This is a genomic window from Kribbella sp. NPDC004536 (assembly GCF_042873835.1).
Taxonomy (GTDB): Bacteria; Actinomycetota; Actinomycetes; order Propionibacteriales; family Kribbellaceae; genus Kribbella.
Window position 1 is genome coordinate 1,155,521 of the sequence record NZ_JBIALY010000002.1, and the last position, 14,205, is coordinate 1,169,725.

The window sequence follows — 14,205 nt, forward strand, 5'->3', positions numbered from 1 at the left end:
GATCTGACGCCGGCCCGTTCGACGTTGGGGTATGACAAACCAGCGCAAAGTTGTTGCCGCCTACTTCCTGTCCCTCGACGGCGTCGCCGAGAAGGCGAACGAGTTCCTCACCGGCTGGGACGACGAGACCGACGCGGCCGGGCAGAAGCTCATCGCGACGCAGGACACCGTGCTCCTCGGCCGCCGCACGTACGACGAATGGTCCGGCTACTGGCCGACCAGCGACGTCGAGCCGTTCGCGTCGTTCGTGAACGCGGCGCCGAAGTACGTCGCGACGTCCAGCCCGCTCGACGACGCCTGGGCGAACTCGCACCCGATCACCGGCGATCTGGCCGAGTTCGTCCGCGACCTGAAGAGCCGGCCCGGCGCCGACATCGGTATCCACGGCAGCATCTCGGTCACCCGCTCACTGCTCGAGGCAGGCCTGGTGGACGAACTGCACCTGGTGATCGCTCCCACCGTGGTCGGCACCGGCCAGCAGTTGCTCGATTCTCTCGGTCCGCTTCGGCTTGAGACAATCTACGGCACAAAGACTCCGGCCGGACACATCCTGGCCGACTACCGGGTCGTCCGCTAACGCTCGGAAACACCGCCGAGTACTGGCTTCACATCGACGATCGGGGTGCCGTCCAGCGCCTCCAGATCACTCACCCGCACCCGCAACCCGTCCACGGCCAGTACGCGGACCCGATGCAACCCCAGTGGATTGGGCCGATCCGGCGACCTCGTGCTGAACACACCGGTCGCCGGCCGCGCCACATCACCTCGCGGATGCACCTTCTGCACCTCCCGATCAGCCCGATCGAACCAACTGATCAGAATCACCTCGTCGCCGGGTTTCACATCCGCCAGCGCGTCCCGCACGCTGTCGTCGAACACCACCCAAGCCTCCGGTGCGCCTTCGTCCCCCTGCCGGGGCGCGTCCGCCCGTTCCCGCAGCTCCGACTCGACCCACCCAATCGGACGCAGAACGAGTTCATCGGACATCACAAGCTCCGGTAGATCGTTTGAAGGGGCTGGCCGGGGGTGTGGAAGTGGAAGGCGAGGCCAGGGTCGGCCGTCGGGTCCACCACCGCGGGGGTCGAGGGTTCGAAGGGGAGGTGGACGGTGGAGCGGATGCCGGGGGCGCCCCGGACAGGGAGGTTGGCGAACGTGCTCGTGATGGCGTTGTGGACGTGGCCGGTGAAGAGCGCTGTCACGGGCCTGGATTCCAGGACCTTGGCGAGGTCGTCGGGGTTCTGGAGTTTCCACTGGTCCATGACGGGGTGGTGGAGTTCGAACGGCGGGTGATGCATGGCCAGGAAGACGGGGCCGTCGAAGGGGACGGCAAGGGTGCGCTCGAGCCAGGCGAGTGTGTCCTCGGACAGATAGCCGTGGTCCTCGCCTTCGACTGTGCTGTCGACCAGCACGAAGCGGGCTTCGCCGACCTCGCGGACCTGGTGAATGGGGTGGCCGTGGTGGATGGGGTGACCGTTGCCCGGCTCTGTGACCAGCGCCCGGAACGGCTGACTCACGTCGTGATTGCCGGGCAGGACGAGGGTCGGTACGTCGAACGTCAACTCGCGCGCAACCTCGACGTACTCCTCGGCCAGCCCGTGATCAGCCAGGTCACCGGTCACCAGCACCACGTCAACCGTCGACGACCGCACATACGACGTAACCCGCCGCAACCGAGCCCGCGCCTCCTCAGAACCATCGAGATGCGGGTCACTCAAATGCGCGATCACATACATGCCCAGCACACTAACCGCAGAAGCCTGTCGGTAGGGCTGTGCAGGGGATCAGGCCGCCGCGTTCCAGGGCGGGGCGGGCTTGGGTGGAGTGGATGTAGTCGAGGAAGGCTGCTGTCAGCGACTTCGGGTCGGGGGCGCGGTAGGTGTAGGCGTGCTCCACCTCCCAGAACTTGTACGAGCGGTCCGCCACCTTCGACGTGTCCGGTACGACGTCGTCGATCGTCACCGCGGCGAGGTCCGGGAACTTCCGGGCGCTGCCGAGTTCGGCGTACCCGATGGCGCCGTCGATCTCGTTCACGCGGGTGAGCAGCTCGTCGGTGGTACCGACCTCGCAGCGGTGGTACGTCGCGGCGGCCGCGTCGTCGTCGCGCCGGCAGTCGTCGGAGGTGATCCCGAGCTCCTGGTCGCCGCCGAGTACCTTCTCGCGGAACACCAGCCGGGACCCGGACGCCGGCCCGACCCGGCTGACCATCCGGATCGGCAGGTTCCGGCCGCCGAGCTGGTTCCAGTTCGTGGTCTTGCCGGTGTAGATCTTGCGCAGCTCGTCCGTCGTCAGGCTGGTGACGCCGGCCGACCGGTTGACGACGACCGCGAACACGACCACCGCGACGGCCTCGCCGCTCAGCGTCGGCGCGTCCTCGGCCGGCCCGTCCGACATCGCGATCACCTTGCTCGCGGCGGCCGGGTCCTGCGCGCCGAGCGTCTTCAGGTCGAGTACGCCGCTGCGGCTGCCGTTGGCGGCGATCATGATGTCGGCGCCGGAGCACTCGCTCGAGTACGCGCTCCGCAGCTCGGTCATCGTCGGCTCGACCGCCGTCGACCCGATCACGCGGATCTGCCCGGAGGCGCAGTTGTCCGGCGGCTGCAGTACGTCGACCAGGAAGAACGCGACGAGCGCACCGACGAGCACCAGGGTCGTCGCCCCGAAGATCAACGTCCGCCGGCCCGGCCCGCGCGGCCGCGGTTCGTGGTAGATCCCGCCGTTCACGCCGCCGGCCAGGTACCCGCTGTGCTTGACCTCCTTGCCGGCTCCGGAGAGCACGAGCAGGAACTTGAAATGGTCACCGCGGTTGATGCTGAGCTTCGGGACCAGCAGCTTGTCGGTGTCGATGTAGTCGGCCGGCTTGATGTCCTGCTCGATCAGGTCGCCGAGGTCGGGCGGGTGCGACTCGACCACCTTCATCCGGACGATCTTCCGGTCCGGGAAGCTGAACCCGAGCGGTTTCTGCAGGTCGTGGGCGTCGATGTCGGTGCCGGCGTTGTCGACCCGCAGCAGCACGATGCTCGGGTCGTCGACGACCTGGTTCTGGTGCCGTACCTCGACGTCGACCAGGTCGCGGGCCCGGCTCTTCGGATGTACACCGATCTGTGCGTCGACCTGGACCCGGTACACGAGCCGCTTGCGGCGCCACAGGTACCGGTCGAGCAGCCAGACGATCGCGGTGACGATCACCGAGACGAGGGAGACGGCGGTCCCGAGGTCGATGTTGCCGAGCCCTGAGAAATCGAACAACTCTGTCCTCACTTCTACGAGAACAGAACGCTAGTGGCCGGTGGTGAACGCCTGCTTACCGTGCGATGACGCGCCGGGTCGGGACTTGGTCCGGCTCGGGTCGTCTGACAGATTTGGCCGCATGGCTGAACAGGTTGACGTCGTCGTTGTCGGGCTCGGTGTCGGTGGGGAGGAGACGGCGGGGCGGCTGGCGCAGGCCGGGCTGCGGGTGGTCGGGATCGAGTCCCGGCTGGTCGGCGGCGAGTGCCCGTACTACGGCTGCATCCCGAGCAAGATGATGATCCGGGCCGCGAACCTGATCGCGGAGACCCGCCGCGTGGACGGCATCGCCGGTACGGCGACCGTGCAGCCGGACTGGGCGCCGGTGGCGAAGCGGATCCGCGAGGAGGCGACCGACACCTGGAACGACCAGGTCGCCGTGGACCGCCTGGTCGGCAAGGGCGCCACCGTCATCAAGGACGTCGCCACCATCACCGGCCCGGCCACGGTCCGCGCCGGCGACACGGAGTACGAGGCGTCCCGCGGCATCGTGATCGCGACGGGGACGGTCCCGTCGGTGCCGCCGATCGACGGCCTGGCCGGTACGCCGTTCTGGACGAACCGCGAGGCGATCGAGGTGGAGACGCTGCCGGCGTCGCTGGTCGTCCTCGGCGGCGGCGCGATCGGGATGGAACTGGCGCAGGTGTTCGCGCGCTTCGGTGTCCAGGTGACCGTCGTCGAGGGTGCCCCGGAGGTGCTCGCGATGGAGGAGCCGGAGTCGGGCGTGCTGGCCCGGGAGGCGCTGCAGCGCGACGGCGTGACGTTCCGGCTGGGTGCGCACGCGCAGCAGGTCGGGTACGCCGACGGTACGTTCACGGTCACGCTGGCGGACGGTACGACGGCGACCGGCGAGAAGTTGCTGGTGGCAACGGGCCGCCGGGTGGCGACCGCGGATCTCGGCGTGGACAAGCTGGGTCTGGACCCGGCGGCGCGCCGGATCGAGGTCGACGAGCACGTACGGGCGGCCGACAAGGTCTGGGCGGTCGGGGACGTGACCGGCGTCGGCGCGTTCACCCACAACGCGATGTACCAGGCCGACATCGCGGTCCGCGACATCCTGCGGGAACCGGACGCGCCGACCGCGAGCTATCACGCGATGCCGCGGGTGACGTTCACCGACCCGGAGATCGGCGCGGTCGGGATGACCGAGCAGCAGGCCCGCGACGCCGGGCTGAACGTACGGACCAACTCGACCCCGATCCCGGCCTCGACGCGCGGCTGGATCCACAAGGCCGGCAACGAGGGCTTCATCAAGGTCGTGATGGACGCCGACCGCGGCGTACTGGTCGGCGCCACGAGCGCGGGCCCCACCGGTGGTGAGGTGCTGAGCGCGCTGGCGGTCGCCGTACACGCCGCCGTACCGGTGAGCACCCTGCGGCAGATGATCTACGCGTACCCGACGTTCCACCGCGCGATCGGCGAGGCACTCAAGTTCTAGTTGCGAATCGGTCGCAACTAGAACAAGAATATCGGCGTGCATGTTCCGGACGGATTCTTCGACGCGCCAACCTCCGTCGCCACCGGCCTGATCGCGGCCGGGGCGGTCGGGTTCAGCCTGCAACGGGCGAACCGTGAGCTCCGCGAGACCGGCCCGGCGCTGGCCGGGCTGACCGCGGCGTTCGTGTTCGCGGTGCAGATGGTGAACTTCCCGGTCGGCGCCGGGACGAGCGGTCACCTGCTCGGCGGTGCGCTGGCCGCGGCGCTGGTCGGGCCGTGGACCGCCGTACTGGTGATGTCCACGGTCCTGCTCGTGCAGGGCCTGTTGTTCGCCGACGGCGGGCTGACCGCGCTCGGTACGAACATCACGTTGATGGGGCTGGTCACGGTCCTCGTCGGGTACTTCCTGACCCGGGCGTTGCTGAAGGTGCTGCCGCGGCGCGCCGGCAGCGTCGTGCCGGCGACGGCCGTCGGCGCGCTCGTGTCCGTCCCGGTCGCGGCGCTGGCGTTCACCGGCCTGTACGCGATCGGCGGCGCGGTCGACATCCCGCTCGGCAAGCTGGCGACCGCGATGGTCGGCTGGCACATCTTGGTCGGTATCGGCGAGGCGGTCATCACCGCGGCCGTGCTGAGCGCGGTCGTCGCGACGCGGCCCGACCTGGTGTACGCGGCCCGCCACCTGCAGCAGGACCTGGTCCTGGTCGATGCCGACGGCAGCACCTCGACGGTCGCGCCGGACCGGCCGATCGCCGCGAAGCCGGCCGGGCGTTCGCTCGGAATCGGGGTCGCCGTCACGCTGGTGGTCGCGGGTGGGCTGAGCCTGTTCGCGAGCGCGCACCCGGACGGGCTGGAGTTCGTCGGCGCGAAGCTCGGGTTCGAGAGCGCGGCGAAGGACTCGGCGGTGGCGGGCAGCCCGCTGGCCGATTACGGCGTCCACGGGATCGGCAACGCGCAGGTGTCCGGGGCACTGGCCGGGATCATCGGCGTAATGGTGACGATCGTGGTCGGGCTGGCGATCGCGAAACTGGCCTCGTTGCGGGCGAACAAGGCCTCATGAGTGGCGACGGCCTGCTCGTTGCGGTGGACAGCCCGGTGCACCGCATTCCCGCGCAGGTGAAGCTGGTCGCGCTGTTCGTCTTCGTCCTGGCCGTCGTCTCGACCCCGGCCGCGGTCTTCTGGGCGTTCGGCCTGTACGCCGTGATGCTGATCGCGGCCGTGATCAGGGCGAAGGTGCCGGCGCCCGTGGTGTCGCGGCGGCTCGCAGTGGAGACGCCGTTCATCGTATTCGCGCTGTTGCTCCCGTTCGTTGCCACCGGCCCCCAGTTCGACGTACTCGGTCTGCACCTGTCCCGGTCGGGTGTGCTCGGCGCGTGGAACGTGCTCGCGAAGGGCACGCTCGGGGTGATCGCGGCGATCCTGTTGTCGGCGACGACAGCTCCGCGGGACCTGCTGGCCGGGCTCGAACGGCTGCGGTTGCCCGCGACGCTGGTGGCGATCCTGTCGTTCATGGTGCGGTACATGAGCGTGGTGTCGGACGACCTGCACCGGATGCGGATCGCCCGCGAGTCCCGCGGGTACACAGGTGCCCGACTGGGACATCTCAAGGCGGCCGCCGGGGGAGTCGGTGCACTGTTCGTCCGCAGCTTCGAGCGGGGCGAGCGGGTGCACCTGGCGATGCGGTCGCGCGGGTACATCGGCCGGATGCCCTTGCTCAGCGCCGAGGGCGCGTCGAGTACGCAGTGGATCGAGGGGCTCGCGATCTCCCTCGGCGCCGTCGTCGTCGCGATCGCGGCCAGGGTGGTGGGCTTGTGAGCGGTCCTGCGATTCACGTCGAGCGGCTGGTGTTCGCGTACCCGGACGGACGGCAGGCGTTGTTCGGCGTCGACTTCACCGTCGAACCGGGCGAGCGGGTCGCGTTGCTCGGGCCGAACGGCGCCGGCAAGACCACGCTGGTCCTGCACCTGAACGGCATCCTCGGGTCGGTCGCGGGCGGTACCGGGAGCGGCCGGATCCGGATCGGCGGCACCGGCGTACACCGGGAGCACCTGACCGCGATCCGGCGCAAGGTCGGGCTGGTCTTCCAGGACCCGGACGACCAGCTGTTCATGCCGACGGTCCGCGACGACGTCGCGTTCGGTCCCGCGAACCTCGGGCTGCGTGGCGGCGAGTTGGACGAGCGCGTACACGAGGTGCTGGTGCAGGTCGGCATGCAGGACCACGCGGACCTCGCACCGCATCACCTGTCGTTCGGCCAGCGCCGTCGGGTCGCGGTGGCCACGGTGCTCGCGATGCGGCCCGAGGTACTCGTTCTCGACGAGCCGTCCAGCAACCTCGACCCGGCCTCACGCCGCGAGCTGGCGGACATCCTCGCCGGGCTGGACGTGACGCTGCTGATGATCACGCACGACCTGCCGTACGCCCTCCAGCTCTGCGAACGCAGCCTGCTGATGAACAACGGCCGGATCGTCGCCGACGGCAAGACCCGCGACCTACTGGGCGACGCCGAGCTGATGGCCGCGAACCGCCTCGAGCTGCCGTACGGTTTCGACCCGCTGTCCGTCGCGGGACCGGAGCGCGGCTAGTTGGTGACCGGCACCGGGAATCAACGGTGAATTTGTTACCAGGCCCTTGTGTGTTACTCGCCGGTCAGCGAAGGTGACGTTGAGTACTTCAGTCGCCACAGCTCGCTCACAAAGGCGGTCCGCCCATGAAGTCCATCGCCAGTTTGCTGTCCGCTGTCGCCCTCGGCGCAGCCTCCCTCCTGATCCCCGGGGTCGCGCACGCCGCGGCGCCGAACTACGTCGCGCTCGGTGACTCGTACGCCTCCGGCGTCGGCACCCGGACGTACATCTCCAGCAGTGGTTCCTGTCAGCGTTCGACCAAGGCGTACGCGTACCTCGACGCCGCGCGGATCGGCGCCAACCTGACCTTCGTCGCCTGCTCCGGTGCGAAGGTTGCCGACGTCACCGCGAACCAGTTGCCGTCGGTGACGAGTTCGGCCGACATCGTCTCGGTGCAGGTCGGCGGCAACGACGCCAACTTCTCCTCGGTGATCACCACCTGCGCGGAGCCCTCCTGGCTCGGTGACTGCAACAGCGCGGTGGCCGGCGCGCAGTCGATCATCAACAACACGTTGCCCGGCCGGCTGAACACCCTGTACGGGTCGATCAGGAGCCGGGCGTCGTCGGCCACGGTCGTCGTGGTCGGGTACCCGCGGCTGTTCAACGGCACCGACTGCAACGCGGGTACGTTCTTCAGCGGCGACGAGATGACCAAGCTGAACGCCACCGCGGACCTGCTGAACTCGAAGATCGCCGCGGCCGCGAGCGCGGCCGGGTTCGCGTTCGTCAACCCGACGTCGGCGTTCATCGGCCACGCCGTCTGCGGCAGCCCGGAGTGGATCAACGGCCTGTCCAACCCGGTCAGCGAGTCGTACCACCCGAACGTCACCGGCCAGGCGGCGTACGCGAACCTCGTCCAGCCCGCCCTCTGACCGCACCATCACACGTGCCGCTCCGGCGTCGGGGCGGCACTGTGCTTTTCAGGGGTGCGTAACCGGCGAGTACGTGGTGTCATGCAGGAGTGGCGCGGAGGTCTCTCGACTGGTTGCTGGCGGCCAGGATGCAGGCCAACTGCCTTGCGCGTCCGGTGCACGAGGCCGGCCCCGGAGGGGTGGCCGACGTCGTACGCCGGACGGGGGGACTGCAGGCCCAGACCTGGCGAGGTGCCGCGTATGCGGTGCGCGCCCGATCCACCGCCACCACGTTCGCCGACGTGACGCACGCGCAGATCACCGACCGTTCCGTCGTCCGCGGCTGGTTCATGCGCGGAACCCTCCAACTCGTCGCGACCGAGGACGCCGGCCGGCTGCTCGGCCTGCTCGGCCCGAAGCTGATCAAGGACTCCGAACGCCGGTACGGCGAACTCGGCCTCCCGGAACGGATCCGCGGCCAGGCAGCCGACGTACTCGAAGCGCACCTGCTTGCCCACGGCCCGTCCAACCGCGCCGAACTGGCCGACCTTCTGGTTCGCGCCGGGCTGATCGCCGAGCCGAAGGGGCAGGCCGTCTACGCCCTGATCCGCTACACCGGTCTGCTCGGCCGCCTGTGCTACGGACCGGGCGATACCTGGGTTGCGGTACGGGACTGGCTGGGCAAACCCCTCGTGTTGGAGGGTGACGTGGAGGCTCTGGCCTACCGCTATCTGACCGCGTACGGCCCGGCGACCGCACGCGACTTCGCCACCTGGGCGGGCCTGCCCGTGCCGCAGGCCCGCCGTGCGGTCGCCGCCGTCGCCACGCAGCACTTCGAGGTCGAGGGCACCGAGCTCGACGCCGTCGACGACCTGCCCGGCTGTCAGGACGTCCGCATGCTCGGCGAGTTCGACGCGTACCTGCTCGGGTACCAGAACCGTTTCCAGGAGCTGCCGAAGGCGATCTTCCCGGGCGGCGGCACGCTCAGCCCGGCGGTGATCCGGGCCGGCCGAGCGATCGGCGCCTGGAAACACGCGGACCTCTCGACCGACCTGTACGAACCCGCGGACCTAACCGACGAGCTCGCCGACCTCGCCCGGTTCTGACACGTACCGGCGAAGATGCTCGGCCGTCACGGTCGGGCTGCTCTCCACCAGATCGGCCGGCGTCCCGGTGAACACGACCTGCCCACCGTCGTGCCCGGCACCCGGCCCGATGTCGATCAGCCAGTCCGCGTGCGCCATCACGGCCTGATGGTGCTCGATCACGATCACCGTGTTGCCTTGGTCAACGAGGGTGTCGAGCATCCCGAGCAGCTTGTCCACGTCCGCGAGATGCAGCCCGGTCGTCGGCTCGTCGAGGATGTAGATCGACCCGGTCCGGCCCATGTTGATCGCCAGCTTGAGCCGTTGCCGTTCACCACCCGACAGCGTCGTGAGTGGCTGGCCGAGTCCGATGTACTCCAGTCCGACAGTCGACAGCCGGTCCAAGATCGTCCGCGCCGTACCCTTCCGGAAGAACTCACGGGCCTCCGCGACCGTCATGCGCAGGACCTCGCTGATGTTCTTCCCACGGAGCCGGTAGCCGAGCACCTCGGCGTTGAACCGCGCGCCGTTGCAGTCCTCGCAGCTCGAGGCGACCTCGGCCATCATCGCCAGATCGGTGTATACGAGCCCGATCCCTTTACAGGTGGGGCAGGCGCCGACGGAGTTCGCGCTGAACAGTCCTGGCTTGACCCCGTTCGCCCTGGCGAACTCGGCGCGGATGGGATCGAGCAGACCCGTGTACGTCGCCGGGTTGCTCCGCTTCGACCCGCGGATCGGGTCCTGTCCGGCGATGATCACGCCGTCCCGCCCGGCCAGTGAACCGTGGATCAGCGAACTCTTCCCGGAACCGGCGACCCCGGTCACCACGGTCAGTACGCCGAGCGGTACGTCGACGCTGACGTCACGCAGGTTGTGCAGCGTGGCGTTCTCGATGGCGAGCTGCCCGGCCGGCCGCCGTACGTCGTCGCGTACGTTCACGCGGTGGTCGAGGTACTGCCCGGTCAACGTCCCGGACGCCTTCAGTCCGGCGACATCGCCCTGGTAGCAGAGCCTTCCGCCGGCCAGGCCGGCGCCCGGACCGAGGTCGACGACGTGGTCGGCGATCCGGATCGTCTCCGGCTTGTGCTCCACGACCAGCACCGTGTTGCCCTTGTCCCGCAGTTGCAGCAGCAGGTCGTTCATCTGCTGGATGTCGTGCGGATGCAGCCCGACGGTCGGCTCGTCGAAGACGTAGGTGACGTCGCTCAGACTCGACCCGAGATGCCGGACCAGCTTCACCCGCTGCGCCTCACCACCCGACAGCGTCGACGACTCGCGGTTGAGTGAGAGGTACCCGAGCCCGATCGTCACGAACGAGTCGAGCAGTTCCCGCAGCGCCCCGAGCATCGGCCCGACGCCGGGATGCTTGACCGAGGCAACGAACTCCGCGAGGTCGCTGATCTGCATCGAGGAGCACTCGCCGATCGTCCGCCCGTCGACGGTGACGGCCCGGGCGGCCGCGTTCAGCCGTACGCCGTCGCACTCCGGGCAGACGTCCTGCCGGATGGCGCGCTCGGCGAACGCCCGCGCGTGGCTCTGCATCGACTGCAGGTCCTTGCTCAGGTACTGCCGTTTCAGCTTGGTGATCAGTCCCTCGAAGGTCAGGTTGCTCTTCCCGACCCGGATCTTGATCGGCTCCTGGTAGAGGAACTGCTGCCAGGCCGCCGCCGGGAAGTCCTTCAGCGGCAGGTCCGGGTCGAACAGGCCGGAGCGCGCCATCAGTTGCCACGGCCAACTGTCGATCGTGTAGCCGGGCGCCTTGATCGGGCCCTGGTTGAGGCTCTTGTCGCGGTCGACGAGTTCGTCGAGGTCGAACTCGGTGGTCCGGCCGAGCCCTTCGCAGACCGGGCACATGCCCTCGGCCCGGTTGAAGCTGAACACCGACGGCGGGCCGGCCGACGGTGTCCCGGCGCGGCTGAACAGCACCCGGAGCATGGTGTGCGCGTCGGTCGCCGTACCAACGGTGGAGCGGGCGTTCGCGCCGATCCGCTCCTGGTCGACGACGATCGCGGCGGACAGGTTGTGTAGCGCGTCCACGTCCGGGCGGCCGAGGCTCGGCATGAAGTTCTGCACGAACGCGGTGTAGGTCTCGTTGATCAGCCGCTGCGACTCGGCCGCGACGGTGTCGAAGACGAGCGAGGACTTGCCGGAACCGGAGACTCCGGTGAAGACGGTGAGCCGGCGTTTCGGGATGTCGAGCGAGATGCCGGCGAGATTGTTCTCCCGGGCACCGCGCACCTGGATGACGTCATGACTGTCAGCAGGAAACATCCTTCAATGGTGTCATTGAACCGCCCGTACGAACTTTTGCTCACGGCATAGGTTTGGCTCGCTTAGAAACCTTCAAGGCCGTGAGGAAGGTTTGCGGGCCACCAGCGTGACTTCGTCGAGGAGTTGCTGCAGTTGGGACGCCAGTTGTCCGCGGTCGCCGGGGGACAGGGACGCGACCAGTTCGGACTCGCGCGTGAGCACCTGGTCGACGGTCCGCTCGATCAGGTCGTGACCGGCCGGCGTCAGCGCGACCAGCACCGCGCGGCTCCCGTCGTCGGCCGCGCGCCGGGTGACGAGTCCGCCGTCCTCGGCTCGAGCGACCCGCTGGGAGATCGCGCCGGCGGTGACGAGCGTACGGCTGGCCAGTTCGCGGGTGCTCAGCTCGTACGGCGTACCCGCTCGGCGGAGCACGCTGAGCAGGTCGAGCGTGGCCGGGTCGACGCCCGCGTCGGCGAGTACCCGCCGCCGGTCGTCGGCGAACAGCTTCGCCAGCCGCCACAGCGGCGTGACGATCTCGATCGAGTCGGTCGGCGTACCGGGACGCTCGCGCTGCCACGCGCGGGCGATCTCTGCCGCCGGGTACGGACTCGGTTGGTCGAGCGGGTAGTTGTCGGTCACGGCGTCCATGCTACGTTTAGACCTAAACATTTAGACCTAAACGTGAGGATTGAGATGCGAACGATCGTGGTGACCGGGGGAGCAACCGGGATCGGCCGGGCGACCGCGGAGTTGTTCCGTGCCGACGGCGACGACGTGGTGATCACCGGCCGGCGTGCCGATGTACTCGAGAAGACCGCGGCTGACCTCGGGGTCAGGGGAGTGGTGTGTGACGCAACCGACCCGGCGCAGGTCGAGCGGCTGCTGGACGAGCTGCCCGAGCAGGTCGATGTGCTGGTCAACAATGCGGGCGGCAACACCGACTTGAACCGGCCGGACGGCGGTCTCGCGCAGTTGAAGGCGAACTGGCTGGCCAACCTGGAGGCCAACCTGATCAGTGCGGTGCTGACCACGACCGCGCTCGGGCCCCGGCTGACCACCGCGGTCGTGCATCTGGGTTCGATCGCGGGCGCCCGAGGCTCCGGTTCGTACGGCGCGTCGAAGGCCGCGCTGGCGATGTGGAACGCCGAGGTGGCGGCGGAACTCGGTCCGCAGGGTGTCACGTCCAACGTCGTCGCGCCGGGCTTCACCGCTGACACCGAGTTCTTCCAGGGGCGACTGACCGACGAGCGGCGCAATACGTTGCTCCAGGCAACGTTGAACAAGCGCGAGGGACAGGTCGGCGACATCGCCGGCACCATCCACTTCCTCGCCTCGCCCGCCGCCCGGCACCTCACCGGCCAGGTCCTGCACGTCAACGGCGGCGCGCTCATCACCCGCTAGCGGTGCCGACGGACAGGAGGTGTACGCCCACCGAGGTCGATAGGTGGTCTTGCTGAGCGTGGGGACGCACGGGCGGACCCGACACCTCCTGTCGATCGGCACGTCCACGCTGCGTGACAACGTGGGCCAGGTGTGACAATGGGCGGCATGCGTCCCACCGTCAAAGATGTCGCCAAGCTGGCCGGGGTGTCGCCGAAGACGGTGTCGAACGTGATCAACGGCGTCGTGTTCGTGCGGCCCGAGACCCGGGCGCGGGTGGAGAGTGCGCTCGCCGAGCTCGACTACGTGCCGAACATGAGCGCCCGCGGCCTGCGCAACGGGCGCTCGGGCATGATCGCGCTCGCGCTGCCCGACCTGCTCCGGCCGTACTCGGCCGAGGTCGTGCACCTGGTCGTCGAGCTCGCCCACGAGCGCGGCTGGGGAGTGCAGATCGAGCAGACCGCCGCCGAGCCGAACCGTGAGTTCGAGCTGTTGTCGAAGGCCCGCGCGTACCTGGTCGACGGACTGATCCTGAACCCGGTCAACCTCGACGACAGCGCGGTGATGTCGGCCGGCCCGCTGCCACCCGTCGTACTGATCGGTGACGTCGACCAGGACCTGGTCAGCCAGGTCGCGATCGACAACGTTGCCGCGGCGCGGGACCTGACGAAACACCTGCTGGCACAGGGCTGCCGGCGGATCGCCGCGGTCGGCACACCGGAGGTCCCGCGCGGATCCAGTGGTGCCGGTGTGCTCGCGGGTTCGGCGCAGGCTCCAGGTACGGCGGCGTCCCGGCTGCGCACCCAGGGGTACTGCGAGGCGCTCGAGGAGGCCGGCGTACCGATCGATCCGGCGCTGCAGATCCCGCTGGATCGCTGGCGGCCGGAGGGTGCCGCGACCGTGGTCGGCAAGTACTTGGCCGATCACGAACTGCCGGACGCGTTCTTCTGCTTCACCGACACCGTCGCCTCCGGGGCTCTGTCGGCGCTGTGGAGCGCGGGCGTCAACGTACCGAAGCAGACGCTGGTCGCCGGGTTCGACAACATCCTCGAGAGCCAGTTCATGATCCCGCCGCTGACCACGATCGACTTCGACCGGCGCGCTTTCGTCGCGGCCGCGCTGGACCTGCTCGGCGAGCGGATGGCGGACAAGACCGCACCGCCACGCAGGGTGATCATCCCGCACCGCGTGGTCGAACGCGCCAGCACCACACGCTAACGGATACGTTTCCACAAAATCCAACATCAGAGTCTTGTGCCACCTATTCTAACGATGTAATCATCGGTCCCGCCCTCG

At 68.9% G+C, this 14,205-nt stretch carries 14 protein-coding genes; 9 read left to right on the forward strand and 5 right to left on the reverse strand.

Annotated features, from left to right (window positions below; genetic code table 11):
- Positions 1-31 precede the first annotated feature (31 nt).
- Entirely contained in the window at positions 32-577 is a 546-nt protein-coding gene (locus ACFYRU_RS20270; protein ID WP_387660999.1) for a dihydrofolate reductase family protein, read from the forward strand.
- Here ACFYRU_RS20270 and tsaA read toward each other — a convergent pair.
- Genes tsaA through ACFYRU_RS20285 form a run of 3 tightly spaced genes read right to left on the reverse strand, consistent with a single transcriptional unit; the run spans position 574 to position 3,258 of the window.
- Positions 574-987, reverse strand: coding sequence for a tRNA (N6-threonylcarbamoyladenosine(37)-N6)-methyltransferase TrmO (tsaA, locus tag ACFYRU_RS20275; protein ID WP_387661002.1), 414 nt, complete (start codon positions 985-987; stop codon positions 574-576). The two genes, ACFYRU_RS20270 and tsaA, sit on opposite strands and share 4 nt — an antisense overlap.
- Positions 987-1,733: a metallophosphoesterase gene (locus ACFYRU_RS20280; protein ID WP_387661005.1), complete on the reverse strand. Its 747-nt coding sequence runs from the start codon at positions 1,731-1,733 to the stop codon at positions 987-989. Before ACFYRU_RS20280 ends, tsaA begins: the two co-directional genes overlap by 1 nt.
- A 10-nt stretch (positions 1,734-1,743) precedes the next feature.
- Positions 1,744-3,258 (reverse strand): PstS family phosphate ABC transporter substrate-binding protein, encoded by a 1,515-nt coding sequence (locus ACFYRU_RS20285; protein WP_387661008.1) that lies wholly within the window; start codon positions 3,256-3,258, stop codon positions 1,744-1,746.
- Positions 3,259-3,367: 109 nt separating this feature from the next.
- On the opposite strand from ACFYRU_RS20285, the gene ACFYRU_RS20290 reads away from it, so the two are divergent.
- From ACFYRU_RS20290 to ACFYRU_RS20315, 6 genes are all read left to right on the forward strand, one after another.
- Entirely contained in the window at positions 3,368-4,723 is a 1,356-nt protein-coding gene (locus ACFYRU_RS20290) for a dihydrolipoyl dehydrogenase family protein (protein ID WP_387661010.1), read from the forward strand.
- Positions 4,724-4,759: 36 nt separating this feature from the next.
- On the forward strand, positions 4,760-5,779 hold the full coding sequence (locus ACFYRU_RS20295) for an energy-coupling factor ABC transporter permease (RefSeq protein WP_387661013.1): 1,020 nt from the start codon (positions 4,760-4,762) through the stop codon (positions 5,777-5,779).
- Positions 5,776-6,534 carry a cobalt ECF transporter T component CbiQ gene (gene cbiQ / locus ACFYRU_RS20300; protein ID WP_387661015.1) on the forward strand — a complete coding sequence of 253 codons (759 nt, stop codon included), beginning with the start codon at positions 5,776-5,778 and terminating at the stop codon, positions 6,532-6,534. The genes ACFYRU_RS20295 and cbiQ overlap by 4 nt, the downstream gene beginning before the upstream one ends.
- Positions 6,531-7,304: an energy-coupling factor ABC transporter ATP-binding protein gene (locus tag ACFYRU_RS20305; RefSeq protein ID WP_387661018.1), complete on the forward strand. Its 774-nt coding sequence runs from the start codon at positions 6,531-6,533 to the stop codon at positions 7,302-7,304. Before cbiQ ends, ACFYRU_RS20305 begins: the two co-directional genes overlap by 4 nt.
- 125 nt (positions 7,305-7,429) lie before the next feature.
- Positions 7,430-8,215 carry an SGNH/GDSL hydrolase family protein gene (locus tag ACFYRU_RS20310; RefSeq protein WP_387661020.1) on the forward strand — a complete coding sequence of 262 codons (786 nt, stop codon included), beginning with the start codon at positions 7,430-7,432 and terminating at the stop codon, positions 8,213-8,215.
- 89 nt (positions 8,216-8,304) lie between these two features.
- Positions 8,305-9,300, forward strand: coding sequence for a winged helix DNA-binding domain-containing protein (locus tag ACFYRU_RS20315; RefSeq protein WP_387661023.1), 996 nt, complete (start codon positions 8,305-8,307; stop codon positions 9,298-9,300).
- Here the strand turns inward: ACFYRU_RS20315 and ACFYRU_RS20320 are convergent.
- Together ACFYRU_RS20320 and ACFYRU_RS20325 are read right to left on the reverse strand one after the other, a co-directional pair.
- Positions 9,265-11,550: an ATP-binding cassette domain-containing protein gene (locus tag ACFYRU_RS20320; RefSeq protein WP_387661026.1), complete on the reverse strand. Its 2,286-nt coding sequence runs from the start codon at positions 11,548-11,550 to the stop codon at positions 9,265-9,267. The two genes, ACFYRU_RS20315 and ACFYRU_RS20320, sit on opposite strands and share 36 nt — an antisense overlap.
- A gap of 72 nt (positions 11,551-11,622) precedes the next feature.
- Positions 11,623-12,168, reverse strand: coding sequence for a MarR family winged helix-turn-helix transcriptional regulator (locus tag ACFYRU_RS20325; RefSeq protein ID WP_387661029.1), 546 nt, complete (start codon positions 12,166-12,168; stop codon positions 11,623-11,625).
- Positions 12,169-12,222: 54 nt separating this feature from the next.
- Here ACFYRU_RS20325 and ACFYRU_RS20330 point away from each other — a divergent pair, with 54 nt between their 5' ends.
- On the forward strand, positions 12,223-12,930 hold the full coding sequence (locus ACFYRU_RS20330) for an SDR family NAD(P)-dependent oxidoreductase (RefSeq protein ID WP_387661032.1): 708 nt from the start codon (positions 12,223-12,225) through the stop codon (positions 12,928-12,930).
- Between the two features lie 147 nt (positions 12,931-13,077).
- Positions 13,078-14,127, forward strand: a complete 1,050-nt coding sequence (locus tag ACFYRU_RS20335; RefSeq protein ID WP_387661035.1) for a LacI family DNA-binding transcriptional regulator — start codon at positions 13,078-13,080, stop codon at positions 14,125-14,127.
- Positions 14,128-14,205: the final 78 nt, after the last annotated feature.

Bases quoted from the DNA above. Each gene is read 5' to 3' on its own strand.
- ACFYRU_RS20270 (WP_387660999.1), top strand. From the start codon at position 32: ATGACAAACCAGCGCAAAGTTGTTGCCGCCTACTTCCTGTCCCTCGAC.
- tsaA (WP_387661002.1), bottom strand. From the start codon at position 987: ATGTCCGATGAACTCGTTCTGCGTCCGATTGGGTGGGTCGAGTCGGAG.
- ACFYRU_RS20280 (WP_387661005.1), bottom strand. From the start codon at position 1,733: ATGTATGTGATCGCGCATTTGAGTGACCCGCATCTCGATGGTTCTGAG.
- ACFYRU_RS20290 (WP_387661010.1), top strand. From the start codon at position 3,368: ATGGCTGAACAGGTTGACGTCGTCGTTGTCGGGCTCGGTGTCGGTGGG.
- cbiQ (WP_387661015.1), top strand. From the start codon at position 5,776: ATGAGTGGCGACGGCCTGCTCGTTGCGGTGGACAGCCCGGTGCACCGC.
- ACFYRU_RS20310 (WP_387661020.1), top strand. From the start codon at position 7,430: ATGAAGTCCATCGCCAGTTTGCTGTCCGCTGTCGCCCTCGGCGCAGCC.
- ACFYRU_RS20320 (WP_387661026.1), bottom strand. From the start codon at position 11,550: ATGTTTCCTGCTGACAGTCATGACGTCATCCAGGTGCGCGGTGCCCGG.
- ACFYRU_RS20330 (WP_387661032.1), top strand. From the start codon at position 12,223: ATGCGAACGATCGTGGTGACCGGGGGAGCAACCGGGATCGGCCGGGCG.
- ACFYRU_RS20335 (WP_387661035.1), top strand. From the start codon at position 13,078: ATGCGTCCCACCGTCAAAGATGTCGCCAAGCTGGCCGGGGTGTCGCCG.